This is a genomic window from Pseudomonas petroselini (assembly GCF_045037875.1).
GTDB lineage: Bacteria > Pseudomonadota > Gammaproteobacteria > Pseudomonadales > Pseudomonadaceae > Aquipseudomonas > Aquipseudomonas petroselini.
Genome location: NZ_CP173614.1, coordinates 6,216,622 through 6,233,336, shown reverse-complemented (window position 1 = coordinate 6,233,336; position 16,715 = coordinate 6,216,622). Strand labels below are relative to the sequence as shown.

The following is a 16,715-nucleotide window of genomic DNA, read 5'->3' as shown; positions in this document are numbered from 1 at the left end:
CTTTCCGGGAATGCGACAGTAAGTAGCTTGGATGCGACGAATGATCGTCCGTATTTAAATTATAAATAAGCTTAAAATATATAAACTGTCATGCCGCTGGGTTATGAGCAGGGCACTTTTATCGCGGTCCCTAATAACGCTACACGCGCTGGATTAATCAGTTGAGTGCGCGGTTATCAGTCAAAACTTTTATTTAATCAGGAGTGTTCATGTCTCAACCCGTTCAAAAACTTCGACTCAGCGCCCTGATTGCCCTGGTGGTGGGGTCGATGATCGGCGGTGGGATTTTTTCGTTGCCGCAGAATATGGCCGCGCGTGCGGAGGTGGGGGCGGTGTTGATCGGCTGGGCGATCACCGCGGTCGGTATGCTGACCCTCGCGTTCGTGTTCCAGACCCTGGCCAATCGCAAACCCAACCTGGATTCGGGCGTGTATGCCTACGCAAAGGCGGGCTTCGGTGACTACATGGGGTTCTCGTCGGCCTGGGGCTATTGGATCAGTGCATGGATGGGCAACGTCGGTTACTTCGTGTTGCTGTTCAGTACCCTGGGTTACTTTTTTCCGCTGTTCGGCCAGGGCAACACGCCGGTGGCCATTGGGTGTGCGTCGTTGCTGCTGTGGGCCGTGCATTTCCTGGTGCTGCGCGGGATCAAGGAGGCGGCGTTCATCAACCAGGTCACCACCGTGGCGAAGATCGTACCGTTGCTGATGTTTATCGTGATCGCGGGTGTGGCGTTCAAGGCCGATATTTTCACTCGGGATATCTGGGGCCTGGGCAACCCGAACATCGGCAACGTGGTGGACCAGGTGCGCAACATGATGCTGGTCACCGTATTTGTGTTTATTGGTATCGAAGGCGCCAGCGTGTATTCGGCGCGGGCCGAGAAACGCTCGGACGTGGGCCGCGCCACGGTGATCGGTTTTCTTGGGGTGCTGGCCTTGCTGGTGCTGGTGAACGTGCTGTCTCTGGGGATCATGAGCCAGCCGGAACTTGCGCAATTGCAGAACCCGTCCCTGGCCGGCGTGCTCGAACATATTGTCGGCCCCTGGGGCGCGATGGCGATCAGCATCGGCTTGGCGGTTTCCCTGCTCGGCGCCTTGCTGTCCTGGGCCTTGCTTTGCGCCGAGATCCTCTATGCCACGGCCCAGGACAAGACCATGCCGGCCTTCCTGAAAAAGGAAAACGCCAACCAGGTGCCGGTCAACGCGTTGTGGCTGACCAATGTGATGATCCAGGTTTTCCTGGTGATCACGCTGTTTTCCCACAGCACCTACACCACCCTGATTTACCTCGCCTCGTCGATGATCCTGGTGCCGTACCTGTGGTCGGCGGCCTATGCCGTGTTATTGAGTGGGCGCGGCGAAACCTACGAAGGCGCCCACGGCCAGCGCATGAAGGACTTGCTGGTTGGCCTGGTTGCCCTCGGCTACGCGGTGTGGCTGCTCTACGCCGGCGGTTTGAAGTACCTGCTGCTGTCGGCGTTGCTGTATGCACCGGGCGTGATCCTGTTTGCCCTGGCCAAGCGTGAGCAGGGCCAGCCCTTGTTTACCCACCTGGAAAAAGGCATTTTCAGCTGCGTGGTCACTGGCGCGGGGCTGGCGGCGTATGGGTTGTACAGCGGGGTGTTGTCGTTGTGAGATTGGCGTATCAGCCACCGTATGACTGGGCGGCAATGTTGGGCTTTCTGTCGGCGCGGGCGATCGCTGGGATGGAGACCGTGGAGGCGGGCGTGTATCGGCGCAGCATCAGCGTCGAGGGACGGCATGGCTGGATCACTGTGGCGCCGGGGACTGGCGATGGGTTGGATGTGGGCGTGGAGTTTCCAGAGGGGGCGGCGTTGCCCGAGATCGAGCGCCGCTTGCGCAAGATGTTTGATCTGGACGCCCAACCCCAGCAGATCAATGCGCAGCTGGCGACCGACCCATTGATGGCCCGGTTGGTTGCGGCCCGTCCGGGCTTGCGCGTACCGGGCACCTGGGACGGGCTGGAGCTGGCGATTCGTGCAGTGCTGGGCCAGCAGATCACCGTGGTGGCGGCCATTCGCCTGGCGGGCAAGTTGGTGGCGCACTACGGCCAACCGCTGGAAACGCCTTACGCCGGTATCACCCATGTGTTCCCCACGGCTGAAGTCTTGGCCGTGGCGGACCTGGCCAGCCTTGGCATGCCCAAGGCGCGTGGGCGCACGTTGTCAGGTGTCGCCCAGGCATTGCTGGATGATCCTGAGGTGTTCGAACCCAAGGCCAGCCTCAAGGAGGGCATCACCAGGCTGGTCGCGTTGCCGGGGATTGGCGATTGGACGGCGCAGTACATCGCCATGCGCCAGATGCGCGAAGCGGATGCGTTTGCGTCGGGGGATATCGGGCTGATCAATGCGCTGGCGGCGCTGGAGGGCGGGCCGGTGTCTGCCCGGCAGTTGTTGGCGCGGGCTGAGGCGTGGCGGCCGCTGAGGGCGTATGCGGCGCAACATTTGTGGACGTCGTTGCAGCGATCAGATTGATACTGTCTGTACTGGCCTCATCGCAGGCAAGCCAGCTCCCACACTTGACCAAGTACATCCGTTGGAAGGTGGTCAAAATGTGGGAGGGGGCTTGCCCCCGATCGCGGCAGTCGGTTCACCACTGCGCCCGGTGTGACCCCAATTCGCCTGCCGCCAGATCCCACTGCAACGGTGTACCGCTGATGGTCACCGGCGCAAGCAAACGATGCGCCGGGCCCCACGCAGTCTGTTCAACCACCAGCCCTTGATCGCTCGCTTCCTCGGCTCGCAACGCCGGCTGCTCCGGCACCTGTCCTGCCTCCACCAACAATTTTGCCGTACGCGCCAACGACAACCGCGCCGAACCGCCACGCCCGGATTTCAAGCGTTCGCTCAAGGCTTGAAGCGCACTGGCCGCCATCAAGTACCCGGTGGCGTGATCCAGCGCCTGCAACGGCAGCGGCACCGGTTTGTCCGCGTGTTTCCAGGCCATGCCCGCCGCGGCAATCCCGCTGCTCATCTGCACCAGGCTGTCGAAACCCCGGCGATTGCGCCACGGGCCGCTCCAGCCGTAGGCGTTCAGGCTCACGTCGATCAGGCCTGGGGCGAGGGTTTGCAGGGCGCTGGCGGTGTAGCCCAGTTGCTCCAGGGCGTCGGCGCGGTAGCCGTGGAACAGGATGTCGGTGTCTTGGAGGAGGCTGGCGAAAATCCGGCGGCCTTCGGCACTCTTGAGATCCAGGCGGGCGCAGCGTTTGCCCAGGGTCATTTCCGGCACCACGCCAGGTTCGTTCCAGCTCGGGGAGTCGATGCGCAGCACATCGGCGCCCAGGCCCGCGAGAAAACGACTGGCCACGGGGCCGGCCAGTACGCGGGTCAGGTCCAGGACCTTGAGGCCCGCCAGCGGCCGCGCCACCGAGCCGAGCCAGGCTTTGTCGGGGGTGGTTTGATAGGTCTGGCGCTGCACCAACGCCTCGGCATTCACCGCCAACCCTTGGGGATGCGACTGCCATGCCTGCCACGAACGCATCTGCGCCGCGCAGCCACCCTCATCGACAATCGCCTGCTCCAACTCAGCAGCCTTCCACTTGGCAACATAGGCGGCCATCTCGCTGCGGTCGGCGGCTTTTCCCAACACCCGCTCGGCGGCGGCGCGGTGATGGGGCGCGTTGGTGTGCAGGCGAATCCAGCCATCGGCGCTGGCGTAGTCGCCAGCCACCGGGTCCCACAGCGGTGGGGTTTCCCAGCCTACCGGGCGAATCGAGGAGGAGAACCAGAAGGACGCGAGGCGGCGGTCCACGCTGACGCCGGGCAATCGCCCGGTCTGTTGCTGGATCAACTGGGCCACGGCCTGGCCGGCGGCACCGATGCTGGCGCAGGCCAGGTCGGTCACGGCAAAGGTCGAGGGCAGGGCGCCGGCTTCGGTCAACGTCAGCGGGGTGTGTGGCAGGTCGAGTGCGGCTTGGATGGGAGTCAGCAGGTCAGTCATCAAAGGCCCTCCATAATAGAAGGGCCACTATAGAAGATCATCAGGCCGGTGTGACAACCCCAGGCTCCAGCGGCAGGTCGATACTGGCGATAAAACCGCCTTGGGCATGATTGGCCAGGAACAGGCTGCCGCCATGGCGCTCGGCGGCGCGCCGGGCAATCGCCAGGCCCAGGCCGTGGCCTTGTGCGGTCTGGCCAGGGGCGCGGTAGAACGGTTCGCCCAATTGGCTCAGGTGCTCGGCATCAACGCCGGGGCCGTGGTCGCGCACGCTGATCACAATATGCTCGCCGTGAAGGTGGGCGTGTAACTCGATCGGCTGGCCCGGCGGGTTGAAGCGCTGGGCGTTGCGCAGCAGGTTATCCACTGCCCGTTCGATCATGGTCGGCCACCCCTTGAGGTGCAGTTCGGTATCGGTGGTGAGCTGCACCACCTGGTCCGGGGCGCTGAGTTGGGCGTCCTTTTGCAGGGTCTTGAGCAACGGGTTGAGGTCGATCTCTTCGGCGCTGGCGTTGTCGGCATCGACGCGGGCCAATACCAGGATCTCGCTGATCAGTGCCTCCAGGCGATCACATTCGCGGGTCAGGCGAGGCCAGAGTTTTTCGCGTTCCTCGGGGCTGGCGCGTTCGGCCAGGGCCAGGGCGATGCGCAGGCGGGCCAGGGGCGAACGCAGTTCGTGGGACACGTCGCGCAGCAACTGGCGCTGGCTGCCGATCAGGCTTTGCAGGCGCGCGCCCATGCGGTTGAAGTCGGTGGCCAGCACGCCGAACTCATCGCGTCGGTTGGCCAGCTGCGCCAGGCTGTTTTGCTGGTAAGTGGCTTGGCCAAGGTCATGCACGGCACCGCGCAGGCGGCTCAACGGGCGCGTGATGGACAGCGTGACGAACAGGCTGAACAGGGTCAACACCACCAAGGCGACGACCAATGCCATTAACGGCCATGCCAGGCTGCTGCGGTGCCATTCGTCCAGCTCCGGGTGTGGGATGCGGTAGATCAACAGGTAAGTGTCGCCGGTCTTCTCACTGGTGTATTCAGCGGTCAGGCGGCGCCAAGGCAGGTGGCCGTCATTGCTGTCGTTCTGCCGGGCCTCGAAAGCGGCGGCGCGGCGCGGGAACGTACCGCGCACCACCGGCTCGCCGCTTTCGTTCAGTACCTGCACATCGATGTGATACTGGCGTTTGCGCTGTTGCAGCAAATCCTGGGCAGCGTCTTCACCCTGGGCTTCGTAGAGTTGGGTCCACTCTTCGGCCAGGTTATTGAGGCCGGGGTGACGGCTGAGAATCCAGGCATCTTGATTAAGCATGTGCCCAAGCAGGATCGACAACCCGGCAACCAAGGCGATGGCCAGCCAGAAGCTGGCCAGGATGCGCCAGAACAATGAACGCACAGGAAACCCTCAAACAGGAAAAGCCCAGTGGCGGGAGCCACTGGGCTGGGAGCGTTACGGGGGCATTATTGCGCTTTTTGCGGCTGTTGCGCTTTCCAGGCTTGGAATTCCTTCCATTCGGCGCGGCGCTGTTCTTGCTTCTTGACGATCTCGTCGAATTTTTTCTGCTGATCGGGCTTCAGCACGGCACGGATGTCAGCCTGGGTTTTCTGCTTGCCGGCGGCTATTTCGTCCTGCATGGCTTTCTGGTCGGCAGCGGGCAGTTTATCCAGGTACTTTTTGGTCAGGTCCTTGCGAGCATGCCATTGGTCGCCCATCAGTTTGCCGATCTGCTCGCGCTGCTCTTTGCTCAGGTCCAGTTGGCTGAAAGGGCCGCCTTTGCCGCGCGGACCGTGTTCACCGCCGTGGCCCGGGCCACCCATCATGTGGCCTTCTGGGCCGCCCATTGGGCCGGGGCCTTCGGGCATTGCAGCCATGGCAACGGTCGGCAGGGCAGCGGCGAACATCAAAGCGATAAGGGTCTTGCGCATGGTGATTCTCCTGTCTCTATTCCGGTGAGTCCGGATGTGAGTAGATTACGGAGATCAAGGTCAGCGGCGGTCAGGTGTGCGTAAAGCTTGGGTAAAGAGGGTTTTGTTGCGAACTGACAAAACCCTTGGGTTTGAATACTCCAAACACGCCAGCCTCTACAGTGGAATGCTGGGAGCGTTAGAGGCTGTAGTAGTAACCGCGACTGCGCAACGCCACGATCCGTGGCCGGCCATCCGGGTGTGGGCCGATCTTTTTGCGCAGGTTACTCACGTGCATGTCCAGGCTGCGATCGTAAAGGGTCAGCTTACGGCCCAGGGCAATCTGCGCCAGTTCCTGTTTGTCCAACGGTTCGCCGGGCTGGCGCAGCAAAGCTTCCAGCAATCGGCTTTCGGAGACGGTGAGCGCAAATTCCTGTTCATCGATGCTGACCACGCCGCGTACCGGGCTGAAGCACAGGTCACCCAGCTCCAGCTGGGTAGACACGGCCGCCGGGTGGCTGCGGCGCAGTACCGCGCGCAGGCGGGCGGTGAGCTCGCGGGGGTCGCAGGGCTTGGCCAGGTAATCATCGGCGCCCAGTTCCAGGCCGAGGATACGGTCCAGCGGTTCGCCGCGGGCCGACAGCATCAGCACCGGCAGCTCGGGGTGGTCGTTGCGCAATTGCTTGAGCAGCTCAAGGCCGCTGCCGTCGGGCAGCATTACGTCAAGCACCACCGCTGCCGGGGCGCTGTCGGCCAAGGCTTTGCGGGCGCTCAAGCCGTCATGGCAGGCGCGCACCTGGAAGCCTTCCTGGCTCAACCAACTGGTCAGCAGCTCGCAGAGCTCCTGGTCATCATCTATCAGTAACAGCTCGCTCATGACTCACTCAATTTAGCCATTGTCGACGGCGACGGTGCCCACCGCTGGCGAAGATCCCGCACAGCAGGGCGATCAGTGCGACGGCCCCGCCGGTGACGAACCACTGTTGTTGCTCGGTCAGCCATCGGGTCAAGGCCCCGCCCTGTGTCTCTTTGAGTTGCTGGGCCAGGCGTTGGTTCTCTTGGCGAAGGCGATTCAATTGGGCGCTCTCGCGGGTAGCGTCAGCACTTTGCAGTTGCTTGCTCAGTTCTTCACGCTGGCGTTCGCTTTCTTTCAAACGTTGCTGCAACTCGCTGATCTGGGCGCCGGCACTCAAGGACAGGGGCGTGGAACTGCCGGTGTTCGAGGTTTCTTCAGCGTGGGCCGTAGCCCCGATCATTAACACTGCCAACAGACACAACTGACGTAAGCGCATCGGAACTCCTGATTCCACACGAATATTCAGAACGTTGTCGGCAGGTTACCCAGAATAATGAGCAATTAGGCGTTCGCCGAACCGAATAGGTTCGGCACGCCTTTTGATCAAGGCAGGACTTGCTTGAACGGTTTGATCACGACGTCGGCGTAAACGCCGGCCGCGACGTAAGGGTCAGCCTTGGCCCAGGCCTGTGCATCGGCCAGGGACGCGAACTCGGCAACGATCAGGCTACCGGTGAAACCGGCATCGCCCGGGTCATTGCTGTCCACCGCAGGGTGTGGGCCGGCCAACACGATACGTCCTTCGGCTTGCAGCTGTTTCAGCCGTTCGACGTGAGCTGGGCGCACGCTCAGGCGTTTTTCCAGCGAGTTGGCAACGTCGGTGGCAATGATGGCGTAGAGCATGTCAGTCCTCGGTTTTTGGCGTGGTGGGATCGGCGTCATGCAGATGACGTGACAGGTAAATACCCTGGGCAACCAGGAACAGCACGGTCATGCCCAGGCTGCCGAAGACTTTGAAGTCGACCCAGTAGTCCTGGAACGTGAATGCCACGAACAGGTTGGCGGCGCCGCAGAACAGGAAGAACACGATCCAGGCTACGTTCAAACGCGTCCACACCGGCTCCGGCAGGGTCAACGCATGGCCCATGATCCGCTTGATCAACAGGCGGTCACCGATGAAATGGCTGCCGATGAACGCCAGGGCGAACAGCCAGTTCACCACCGGGGCTTTCCATTTAAGGAAGGTTTCACTGTGGAAGGCCAGGGTCAGGCTGCCGAAGACCAGGCAGGCGACCAGGGTCAGCCATTGGCTTTTTTCCAGTTTGCGCTGGGAGATGAAGATGGCGCCGTAGACCACGACGGAGCTGATGATAAGCACGGCGGTGGCGCTGTAGATGCCCCCGAACGTCAGCTCATGGCCGGCCAGATCGATGACCCTGGGGTCGAGTTTGTAGACGATGAAAAACAGCAACAGCGGGATGAAGTCGATGAATTGTTTCACAGTAAGAGCCAGAAGCTGGATGTGGCGGCATAATAACAAACATCCTTGGTAGCGAAAGCGCCAGCTGACTTGAGGTTACACATCCCCGTGAATGTCGATTTGCACTGCCACAGCACGGCCTCCGACGGCGCCCTGGCGCCCGCGGTACTGGTTGCGCGTGCGTTTGAAAAAGGCGTGCGAGTCCTGTCCTTGACCGACCACGACACCCTCGAAGGCCTCGACGAAGCCCGCGAAGCCGCCCATTCACTGGGCATGCAACTGGTCAACGGTGTGGAGTTGTCCTGCACCTGGGGCGGCGCCACCATTCATGTGCTCGGCTACGGTTTCGATCAAAACGCCGCGCCTTTGGTCGCGGCCATCGCCCAATTGCACGATGGCCGCTGGCTGCGGTCCGAAGAAATAAGCCGCAAGCTCAGCCTTAAAGGCATGCCTGGAGCGCTCGAAGGCGCCCGCGCCATCCAGCAGGAACTGGGTGACAGCGGCAATGCACCGGCCCGACCGCACTTTGCCGACTGGATGGTGCGGGAAGGTTTCGTCAAGGACCGTGCCGAAGCCTTTCGCAAGTGGTTGGGCGCCGGCAAGTTGGGGGATGTGAAGCAACATTGGCCGACCCTGGAAGACACCGTCCAGACCCTGCGCGCCTCTGGGGCCTGGGTCAGCCTGGCGCATCCCTGGCATTACGATTTCACCCGCAGCAAGCGTCGCAAGCTGATTGCCGACTATATTGGAGCGGGCGGCCACGCAATCGAAGTGGTCAACGGGCATCAACCCGCCGAACAGGTCGGCAGCCTGGCGATTCTTGCCCGCGAATTTGGTCTGCTGGTCAGTGCCGGCAGTGATTTTCATGGCCCAGGCGGCTGGTCCGAGATCGGCGAGTATCGCCCCGTCCCGGAAGACTTGCCGCTCTTGTGGGGGCGATTCAAGCATGACCCCATTATTGCCACCGTCTGAACAGGTAGACCACGTGAGTCAATTCTTCCAGATTCATCCGGAAAACCCCCAGGCGCGCCTGATTAAACAGGCCGTCGAGATCATTCGCGCCGGTGGCGTGGTGATCTACCCAACCGACTCTTCCTACGCCATTGGTTGCCAGATCGGCGACAAAGGCGCGGTCGAGCGTGTAAGACGTCTGCGTCAACTGGACGACAAGCACAACTTTGCGCTGATCTGCAGCGACCTGTCCCAGCTGGGGCTGTTCGCCAAGGTCGACACCGGCACCTTCCGCCTGCTCAAGGCCCACACGCCAGGGCCCTACACCTTTATTCTGAACGCCACCCGCGAGGTGCCGCGCCTGCTGTTGCACCCGAAGAAGCGCACCATCGGCCTGCGGGTGCCGGAGCACCCCATCGCCCTGGCACTGTTGGCCGAGCTGGGTGAGCCGCTGATGAGCGTGTCGTTGATCATGCCCGGCGATACCGAACCGCTGGAAGACCCGTACGAAATGCGCCAATTGCTGGAAAAACAGGTCGACCTGATCATCGACGGCGGTTTCGGCGGCGGCAAGGCGTCCACCGTGATCAACCTGGCCGATGGCGAACCGGAAGTGATCCGGGTGGGTTGCGGCGACCCGGCTCCGTTTATGGTCGAGGCCTGAATGTCGGCCGTGGAAACCGTCGACCCCCAGGCAGGCGCCCAGCAGGAACTGCCGTTTGCCATGGTGTATGGCCAGGCGGTCATGGAAATGCCGCTGGATCTTTACATTCCGCCGGACGCGCTGGAAGTCTTCCTTGACGCCTTTGAAGGTCCGTTGGACTTGTTGCTGTACCTGATCCGCAAGCAGAACATCAACATCCTCGATATTCCGGTGGCGGAAATCACTCGCCAGTACATGGGCTATGTGGAGCTGATGCAGTCGGTGCGCCTGGAGCTCGCCGCCGAGTACCTGGTGATGGCCGCCATGCTTGCCGAGATCAAGTCGCGCATGCTGCTGCCGCGCTCGGAGACGGTCGAAGCTGAAGAGGACGACCCGCGCGCCGAACTGATCCGCCGCCTGCAAGAGTACGAACGTTTCAAGGCCGCCGCCGAAGGTATCGACGGCTTGAGCCGTGTGGGTCGCGACGTGGTGGTGCCCAAACTCGACGCCCCCGAAGCCCGTGCGCGCAAGTTGCTGCCGGATGTGAGCCTGGAAGAATTGTTGATGTCCATGGCCGAGGTCCTGCGCCGTGGCGACATGTTTGAGCACCACCAGGTCAGCCGCGAGGCGCTGTCCACCCGTGAGCGTATGAGCGACGTGCTGGAGCGCCTCAAGGGCGGCGGCTTCGTGCCGTTTGTCGAGCTGTTTACGGCCGAAGAAGGGCGCCTGGGGGTGGTGGTGACCTTTATGGCGATCCTCGAGTTGGTGAAGGAATCCTTGGTCGAGCTGGTCCAGAATGAGCCTTTTGCGGCTATCCACGTGCGGGCGCGAGCCGAATAAAGAGCTGAATCGATGAATCTGACTGAACCCCGCGAACTGGCCCCATTGCTGGAAGCCTTTCTCCTGGCCTCGGGTAAACCGCAATCCCTGGAGCGCTTGTTCGAACTCTTTGAGGAGGCCGAGCGCCCTGAGCCGCCGGTGTTCAAGAAGGCGCTGGAGATCCTGCGCAAATCCTGCGACGGACGTGCCTTTGAATTGCGCGAGGTGGCGTCAGGTTATCGCCTGCAGATACGTGAGAAATTTTCCCCGTGGGTCGGCCGCTTGTGGGAAGAGCGCCCACAGCGTTATTCACGGGCGATGCTGGAGACCATGGCGCTGATCGCCTATCGCCAGCCGATCACCCGTGGCGAGATCGAAGACGTGCGTGGCGTGGCGGTCAACAGCCATATCGTCAAGACCCTGCTGGAGCGCGAGTGGATCCGTATCGTCGGTTACCGCGACGTGCCCGGCAAACCGGCGATGTTTGCCACCACCAAGGTGTTTCTCGACCACTTCAACCTGAAGAACCTCGACGATTTACCGCCGCTGGCCGAGCTGCGCGAGATGGAAGCCGAGCCGGTGCTCGATTTCGACGACGCGCCGGTGCCCGCGAGCCTGCAGGAGCTGGCGGACGCGACCGCAGAGCCGGAAGAACCGAAGGACGAGACCAGTTTCCACACATTGTTGCTGGAACTGGACGACATGGAGCAGGGGATCAAGACCGACTTTGATGATTTGTTGCGTGACGGTGCTGCCGAGCCTGAAGCGCAAGTGAACGTGGACGTTGAGCCTGAGGTCGAACCTGAGCCTGAGCCCGAAGAAGATATCCTCGGCGTGGCCGAAGCCCGCGAGAAACTTCTCGCCGCCGTCGCCGCCCTCGAACAGCCCCCGCTGAGTGATGAGGAAGACGAAGCCCGGGCCCTGGCCGAAGCGATCGAGGCCGAGCGCCGCCAGTTCGAAGACTGACGCGATCTATTTACCGCCACTGCCCTCATGTGGGAGGGGGCTTGCTCCCGATGGCGGTGCATCAGCTTGCGAACCCGCTGACTGACACACTGCTATCGGGAGCAAGCCCCCTCCCACATTTTGATCTCCGTCACCAGGGAGAAAACATGAGCTCCACCAAAGACCCCTGCATCAGCCTCTGCAAATTCAACGACGACATCTGCGTTGGCTGCGGCCGCAGCAAGCGCGAGATCCGCGCCTGGAAGAAACTCGACAAAGCCGACAAGCGTACCGTCTTGGCCGAAGCCGAGCTGCGATTGCTGGCCCTGGGCGCCACCGGTCGGCGGAAAAGCAAATGACTGGGCGCATATCGACTAGTCTCTGATGCGCAACGCGCGCCATGCGCGTATGATTCGCGACCCTTTGCCGAGCTATTCGGCCAAAGCCCCGCTTTCAACACTCTTCAGGCCACGCCTGAATCGACCCACCGGGAGGTGCTTAAGATGAACGACAAAGACCAGAACGACAGCCAGGAAATCGGCCCAGCAGGCGAAAAACTGCAAAAGGTGCTGGCGCGTATCGGCGTGGGCTCGCGCCGCGACGTCGAAGCCTGGATCACCCAGAAACGCATCAAGGTCAACGGCGTCGAGGCCACCCTCGGCCAGCGCGTCGACCTGCACGATGCAATCACCATTGATGGCAAGGTCATCAAGCGTGAAGAGGCCGCCGAATCGGTGCGCCGCGTGATCATGTACAACAAGCCCGATGGCGAGATCTGCACCCGTGACGACCCGGAAGGCCGTCCGACCGTGTTCGACAAGATGCCTAAGCCTAAAGAAGGTCGTTGGATCAACATTGGCCGTCTCGACATCAACACCACCGGCTTGCTGATGTTCACCACCGACGGTGAGCTGGCCAACCGCCTGATGCACCCGTCCTACGAGATGGACCGCGAATACGCCGTGCGTGTACGCGGTGAAGTCGATGACGAAATGATCGAGCGCCTGAAGGCTGGCGTGGTGCTGGAAGATGGCCCGGCCAAGTTCACCGATATCAAGCAAGCCCCAGGCGGTGAAGGTTTCAACCATTGGTACCACTGCGTGGTGATGGAAGGCCGCAACCGTGAAGTCCGTCGCCTGTGGGAATCCCAGGGCCTGGTGGTGAGCCGCCTGAAGCGCGTGCGTTTCGGTCCGGTGTTCCTCAACTCCGACCTGCCGATGGGCCGCTGGCGCGAAATGAGCCAGTACGAAGTCGACATCCTCAGCGCCGAAGTCGGCCTGACGCCGGTCGCGATGCCGCAGATGAACGCCAAGAGCAAAGACAAGCTCGAGCGTATGCAGCGTAAATCGTCGCGCCCTGTGGCTCGCACCGAACGTGTTGCCCGCACCCTGCGCCCGGCGCTGAATGCACCGGCGACCGGCGGTCGTATCTCGCGTGAGCCGCAGATCGAAGGCGAGCGCCGCCCCACCGCGCCATCGCGTCAGGAAGGCGAGCGTGCTCCGCGCACCCCGCGTCCTGCCCCGGCGGGTGGTCGCAGCAACCGCGGTGAAGCCGATCGTCCAGCGGACAACGCCAGCACCAAGCGTCCAGCCAAGCCGGCGGCCAACAAGCGCCCTGGCCCGAAACTGGTCGCGGACGAGCCGTCGGGCAAGCGCCGTGGCGCCCCGGCCGGTTCGGGTCAGCGCCCGGGTTTTGGTCGCAAGAAGCCGCAGTGATGTAAGTGCTGCATAAAAAAACGCCAACCTTCGGGTTGGCGCTTTTTTTTGCCTTGGAATACGGTCAAAAATGTGGGAGGGGGCTTGCCCCCGATAGCGGTGTGCCAGCCACCCCATACTTCAGCTGACCCACTGCCATCGGGGGCAAGCCCCTTCCCACCGTGGATCTCTATGGGAATCGACGTCAGCGCTTAGAACGCAAAGGTGCCATCAAACACCGGCTTGTCATCCAGCGCCAGCACCCCACTGGCGAAGATCAGATCCAGGTGATGACTGCCTTTCTGCCCGCCCCCCAGGCCCAGATGCAACCCGCAATGGCGCTCCTCAAACCCGGCATTGCGCGCATACAGGTCCTTCACGCCTTCATTGGTGCCTATCCCCAGTTCCTCCACACGCCGGTTGGACGGGTTGGCATTCAGGTATTTATTGAAATCATCCGCCAGCCCAGGCACGTCGCTGGCCACGCTGCAGATGGTCGAGTTCTCGATCCACAGCTCCAGCGGTGATTGCAGCACGCCGTATTTACGCGCGAATGGGATGGTGCTGAGAAAGGTGCCGACAAACCGTACCTGGCCATTGATGGCTTCGCTGTGGGTGGCGATCTCACCGGGGGCGAGGTCGTGGTTGCCGACGCCGTTGATATTGGTCCACTTCTTGATGCTGCTCATCGGCGCTTCCAGCCGCGAACCGTGCTTATCGGTAAAGCTCAGCACCGTGGCTTGGGACATGCGCCGGATCAGCGTGGCGTTGAGGTCGGCAATGCGCTGGGGTTCGACGCTGAAGGTGTCGTAGAAGTAGTCGCCGTAATCCTTGAATAGCAGGGATTTTTTCCAGTGCTCGGCCATCACGCCTTGCAGGGCACGGATAAAGTCCGGGCCTTCGGCGCGAGGGTTGGGCAAGGTCGAGGAATCGTAGAGGAACAGGTACAGGTCGCAGGTTTCAATCGCTTCGGCCAGGGTATCGCTGGTGGCCAGGTCCAGGCGCTGCACCTGGAAGTTGAAGCGGGCGGCACTGCTGTGGGTGATCGCCTGGGCGATGGCGTCGTAGCGCTCGGTATGGCCCAGCAACACAGTGGGGCAGCTCAGGCCGTTGAGCGCCGGGTGGTGCGCGAGGTAGTAGAGAAAGTGTTCGACGGCGCGGGCCTTGTCCATGACGTACTTCCTTTCTGTGCCTTGGGTAAGGGGGCAGGTGCCGTGCACAGCACCTGCCGAATGCCTGCCGGTTTTTAGAATGGCCACATCGCGGTGCCGAACGGCACAACGGCATCGGCTTGCATCATTTCAACGGCGGCCTCATGGGTCGGCGCTTCAAACCAATCGTCGAGTTGCAGTTCGGTTTCCAGGTCGTTTTCCAGTGCTTGCATGGTGTATCTCCTAGAGGACGTTGTTTGAGAACGGCTTGCCAATGGGCTTCGCGGGCAAGTGGGATGAACCTAGGAGAGAGTGTTTATAAATGCAAAATTTTTATTGACACGGTTTCATTTGGATTTTTTGTTCTGTTTTTAGCCGCTCGTTTTTTCTTGAATGAATACAGGTAGCTGGCGCGACTAATCTGCCGGAAATTTCCTACCGTCAATTTTTATTAAAATTACAGCTGTAACGCTAATTTTCCATGCTGTAACGATTAATTTACGTGTAGATGGCGACATTGTTGGCCGATCCTGCGCTGTAAGGATTACCTGACAGATCGTCGCACTCGCTCTTCGAGGACGCCCCCAAGCGGTCGAGCGGTGTACAATCCGCCGCGTTTTACTGTGACCCCCTTGCGTAACCACGCAAAAGGCCAAGACCTCGGGGTTTACCCGCCCTGATCACTCCGCCTGGCCACGAGCCGGACGGGTTCGATTTCGTCACAGATAAAAACAAACAGGTGACGCATGACCGTTAGAACGACGCTGTACTCCTGGTGCCTGCGCTGGGGTTTGAGCGGCGCTGCTTGAGTCGGTAATTCAAGGCAGCAACCTGCATTCAATATCCTCAAACCTTGCGTGAGACCCTTTTCATGAGTGGACCCCATTCCTCTTCAGGTGAGCTGAAACGCGGCCTGAAAAACCGGCATATCCAGTTGATCGCCCTCGGTGGCGCCATCGGTACCGGCCTGTTCCTCGGCTCGGCCGGGGTGCTCAAATCCGCTGGTCCGTCGATGATCCTGGGCTATGCCATCTGCGGCTTCATTGCCTTCATGATCATGCGCCAGCTCGGCGAAATGATCGTCGAAGAGCCTGTTGCCGGTTCCTTCAGCCATTTTGCCCACAAGTATTGGGGCGGTTTCGCCGGCTTCCTGTCGGGCTGGAACTGCTGGATTTTGTACATCCTGGTGGGGATGTCGGAGCTGACGGCCGTCGGTAAATACGTGCACTACTGGTGGCCGGAGATCCCGACGTGGGTCTCGGCAGCGGCGTTCTTCGTGCTGATCAACCTGATCAACCTGGCCAACGTCAAAGTCTTCGGTGAAGCCGAGTTCTGGTTCGCCATCATCAAGGTGGTGGCCATCGTCGGCATGATCGCCCTGGGCAGCTACCTGCTGGTCAGCGGCACCGGCGGGCCGCAGGCCTCGGTGAGCAACCTGTGGGACCACGGCGGCTTCTTCCCGCACGGCGTCGGCGGATTGGTGATGGCCATGGCGATCATCATGTTCTCCTTCGGCGGCCTGGAAATGCTCGGCTTCACTGCAGCCGAAGCCGACCAGCCGCGCACCGTGATCCCGAAAGCGATCAACCAGGTGATCTATCGCATCCTGATTTTCTACATCGGTGCCCTGGTGGTGCTGCTGTCGCTGACGCCGTGGGACAGCCTGCTGGCGACCCTCAATGCCTCCGGCGACGCTTACAGCGGCAGCCCGTTCGTGCAGGTGTTCTCGATGCTGGGCAGCAACACTGCCGCGCATATCCTCAACTTCGTGGTCCTGACGGCGGCGCTGTCGGTGTACAACAGCGGCACCTACTGCAACAGCCGCATGCTGCTGGGCATGGCCGAACAGGGCGATGCACCTAAAGCACTGGCGAAGATCGACAAGCGCGGCGTGCCGGTACGCGCCATCCTCGCTTCGGCGGCGATCACCCTGGTGGCGGTGTTGATGAACTACCTGATCCCGCAACACGCGCTGGAACTGCTGATGTCGCTGGTCGTGGCGACGCTGGTGATCAACTGGGCGATGATCAGCTTCTCTCACTTCAAGTTCCGCCAGCACATGAACCGCGCCGGCCAGGTGCCATTGTTCAAGGCGCTGTGGTACCCGTATGGCAATTATGTGTGCCTGGCGTTCGTGGTGTTTATCCTGGTGATCATGCTGATGATCCCGGGGATTCAGGTGTCGGTGTACGCGATCCCGGTGTGGGTGGTGTTCATGGCGGGGTGTTATGGGCTCAAGAATAAGCGCAGCGCCAATGCGGCGCAGACTACAGCGAGTGAAGCGTTGAAGTAAGCGCCCTCGCCACAGGTACGGTGCTCACCCTTAACTGACTGGCATTAGGCGCAGTGCCGGGTTTTTTGTGGGCGTCGACGGGGTAGAC

The 16,715-nt window shown here is 61.4% G+C and carries 18 protein-coding genes; 9 read left to right on the top strand and 9 right to left on the bottom strand.

Translation table 11 applies throughout. The annotated features are described in order from the left end of the window. The first annotated feature begins 209 nt into the window (after nt 1-209). Nucleotides 210-1,637 (top strand): arginine-ornithine antiporter, encoded by a 1,428-nt coding sequence (gene arcD, locus ACI512_RS28785; RefSeq protein ID WP_236381119.1) that lies wholly within the window; start codon nt 210-212, stop codon nt 1,635-1,637. Continuing rightward, nucleotides 1,634-2,497, top strand: a complete 864-nt coding sequence (locus ACI512_RS28780; RefSeq protein WP_236381118.1) for a DNA-3-methyladenine glycosylase — start codon at nt 1,634-1,636, stop codon at nt 2,495-2,497. Before arcD ends, ACI512_RS28780 begins: the two co-directional genes overlap by 4 nt. Nucleotides 2,498-2,612: 115 nt before the next feature. Here the strand turns inward: ACI512_RS28780 and ACI512_RS28775 are convergent, their stop codons facing one another. From ACI512_RS28775 to ACI512_RS28745, 7 genes are all read right to left on the bottom strand, one after another. Beyond that, nucleotides 2,613-3,962, bottom strand: a complete 1,350-nt coding sequence (locus ACI512_RS28775) for a CoA transferase (protein ID WP_236381117.1) — start codon at nt 3,960-3,962, stop codon at nt 2,613-2,615. Between the two features lie 40 nt (nt 3,963-4,002). Beyond that, a complete protein-coding gene (locus ACI512_RS28770) occupies nt 4,003-5,346 on the bottom strand; it encodes a HAMP domain-containing sensor histidine kinase (protein WP_046035290.1) in 1,344 nt (447 codons plus the stop codon). Between the two features lie 65 nt (nt 5,347-5,411). Next, nucleotides 5,412-5,876, bottom strand: coding sequence for a hypothetical protein (locus ACI512_RS28765; RefSeq protein WP_015885586.1), 465 nt, complete (start codon nt 5,874-5,876; stop codon nt 5,412-5,414). A gap of 178 nt (nt 5,877-6,054) precedes the next feature. After that, nucleotides 6,055-6,732: a response regulator transcription factor gene (locus tag ACI512_RS28760; protein WP_003193803.1), complete on the bottom strand. Its 678-nt coding sequence runs from the start codon at nt 6,730-6,732 to the stop codon at nt 6,055-6,057. Between the two features lie 7 nt (nt 6,733-6,739). Beyond that, the gene (locus tag ACI512_RS28755; protein WP_046035291.1) at nt 6,740-7,147 is read right to left on the bottom strand and encodes a translation initiation factor 2; all 408 of its coding nucleotides are present in this window, start codon (nt 7,145-7,147) and stop codon (nt 6,740-6,742) included. Between the two features lie 107 nt (nt 7,148-7,254). After that, the gene (locus tag ACI512_RS28750) at nt 7,255-7,554 is read right to left on the bottom strand and encodes a YciI family protein (protein WP_015885584.1); all 300 of its coding nucleotides are present in this window, start codon (nt 7,552-7,554) and stop codon (nt 7,255-7,257) included. Between the two features lies 1 nt (nt 7,555). Further along, the gene (locus tag ACI512_RS28745) at nt 7,556-8,152 is read right to left on the bottom strand and encodes a septation protein A (protein WP_015885583.1); all 597 of its coding nucleotides are present in this window, start codon (nt 8,150-8,152) and stop codon (nt 7,556-7,558) included. An 87-nt stretch (nt 8,153-8,239) separates the two neighbouring features. On the opposite strand from ACI512_RS28745, the gene ACI512_RS28740 reads away from it, so the two are divergent. The 6 genes from ACI512_RS28740 (at nt 8,240) to rluB (ending at nt 13,204) form a co-directional block, all read left to right on the top strand. Further along, complete coding sequence (locus ACI512_RS28740) at nt 8,240-9,103, top strand: PHP domain-containing protein (RefSeq protein ID WP_236381116.1); 864 nt, start codon at nt 8,240-8,242, stop codon at nt 9,101-9,103. Nucleotides 9,104-9,116: 13 nt separating this feature from the next. Next, nucleotides 9,117-9,746: an L-threonylcarbamoyladenylate synthase gene (locus ACI512_RS28735; protein WP_015885581.1), complete on the top strand. Its 630-nt coding sequence runs from the start codon at nt 9,117-9,119 to the stop codon at nt 9,744-9,746. A gap of 120 nt (nt 9,747-9,866) precedes the next feature. After that, complete coding sequence (locus ACI512_RS28730; protein WP_173390412.1) at nt 9,867-10,565, top strand: ScpA family protein; 699 nt, start codon at nt 9,867-9,869, stop codon at nt 10,563-10,565. Nucleotides 10,566-10,577: 12 nt separating this feature from the next. After that, a complete protein-coding gene (gene scpB, locus ACI512_RS28725; protein ID WP_236381115.1) occupies nt 10,578-11,510 on the top strand; it encodes an SMC-Scp complex subunit ScpB in 933 nt (310 codons plus the stop codon). 146 nt (nt 11,511-11,656) lie between these two features. Continuing rightward, nucleotides 11,657-11,848, top strand: coding sequence for a DUF1289 domain-containing protein (locus ACI512_RS28720; RefSeq protein ID WP_015885578.1), 192 nt, complete (start codon nt 11,657-11,659; stop codon nt 11,846-11,848). Between the two features lie 144 nt (nt 11,849-11,992). Then, nucleotides 11,993-13,204: a 23S rRNA pseudouridine(2605) synthase RluB gene (gene rluB / locus ACI512_RS28715; protein ID WP_015885577.1), complete on the top strand. Its 1,212-nt coding sequence runs from the start codon at nt 11,993-11,995 to the stop codon at nt 13,202-13,204. Between the two features lie 191 nt (nt 13,205-13,395). Here the strand turns inward: rluB and ACI512_RS28710 are convergent, their stop codons facing one another. After that, on the bottom strand, nt 13,396-14,355 hold the full coding sequence (locus tag ACI512_RS28710) for a leucyl aminopeptidase (RefSeq protein ID WP_102061314.1): 960 nt from the start codon (nt 14,353-14,355) through the stop codon (nt 13,396-13,398). A gap of 74 nt (nt 14,356-14,429) precedes the next feature. Beyond that, nucleotides 14,430-14,567, bottom strand: coding sequence for a hypothetical protein (locus tag ACI512_RS28705; RefSeq protein ID WP_003175756.1), 138 nt, complete (start codon nt 14,565-14,567; stop codon nt 14,430-14,432). Nucleotides 14,568-15,205: 638 nt separating this feature from the next. Here ACI512_RS28705 and ACI512_RS28700 point away from each other — a divergent pair. Continuing rightward, nucleotides 15,206-16,627, top strand: coding sequence for an amino acid permease (locus tag ACI512_RS28700; protein ID WP_236381112.1), 1,422 nt, complete (start codon nt 15,206-15,208; stop codon nt 16,625-16,627). The last annotated feature ends 88 nt before the right edge of the window (nt 16,628-16,715 follow it).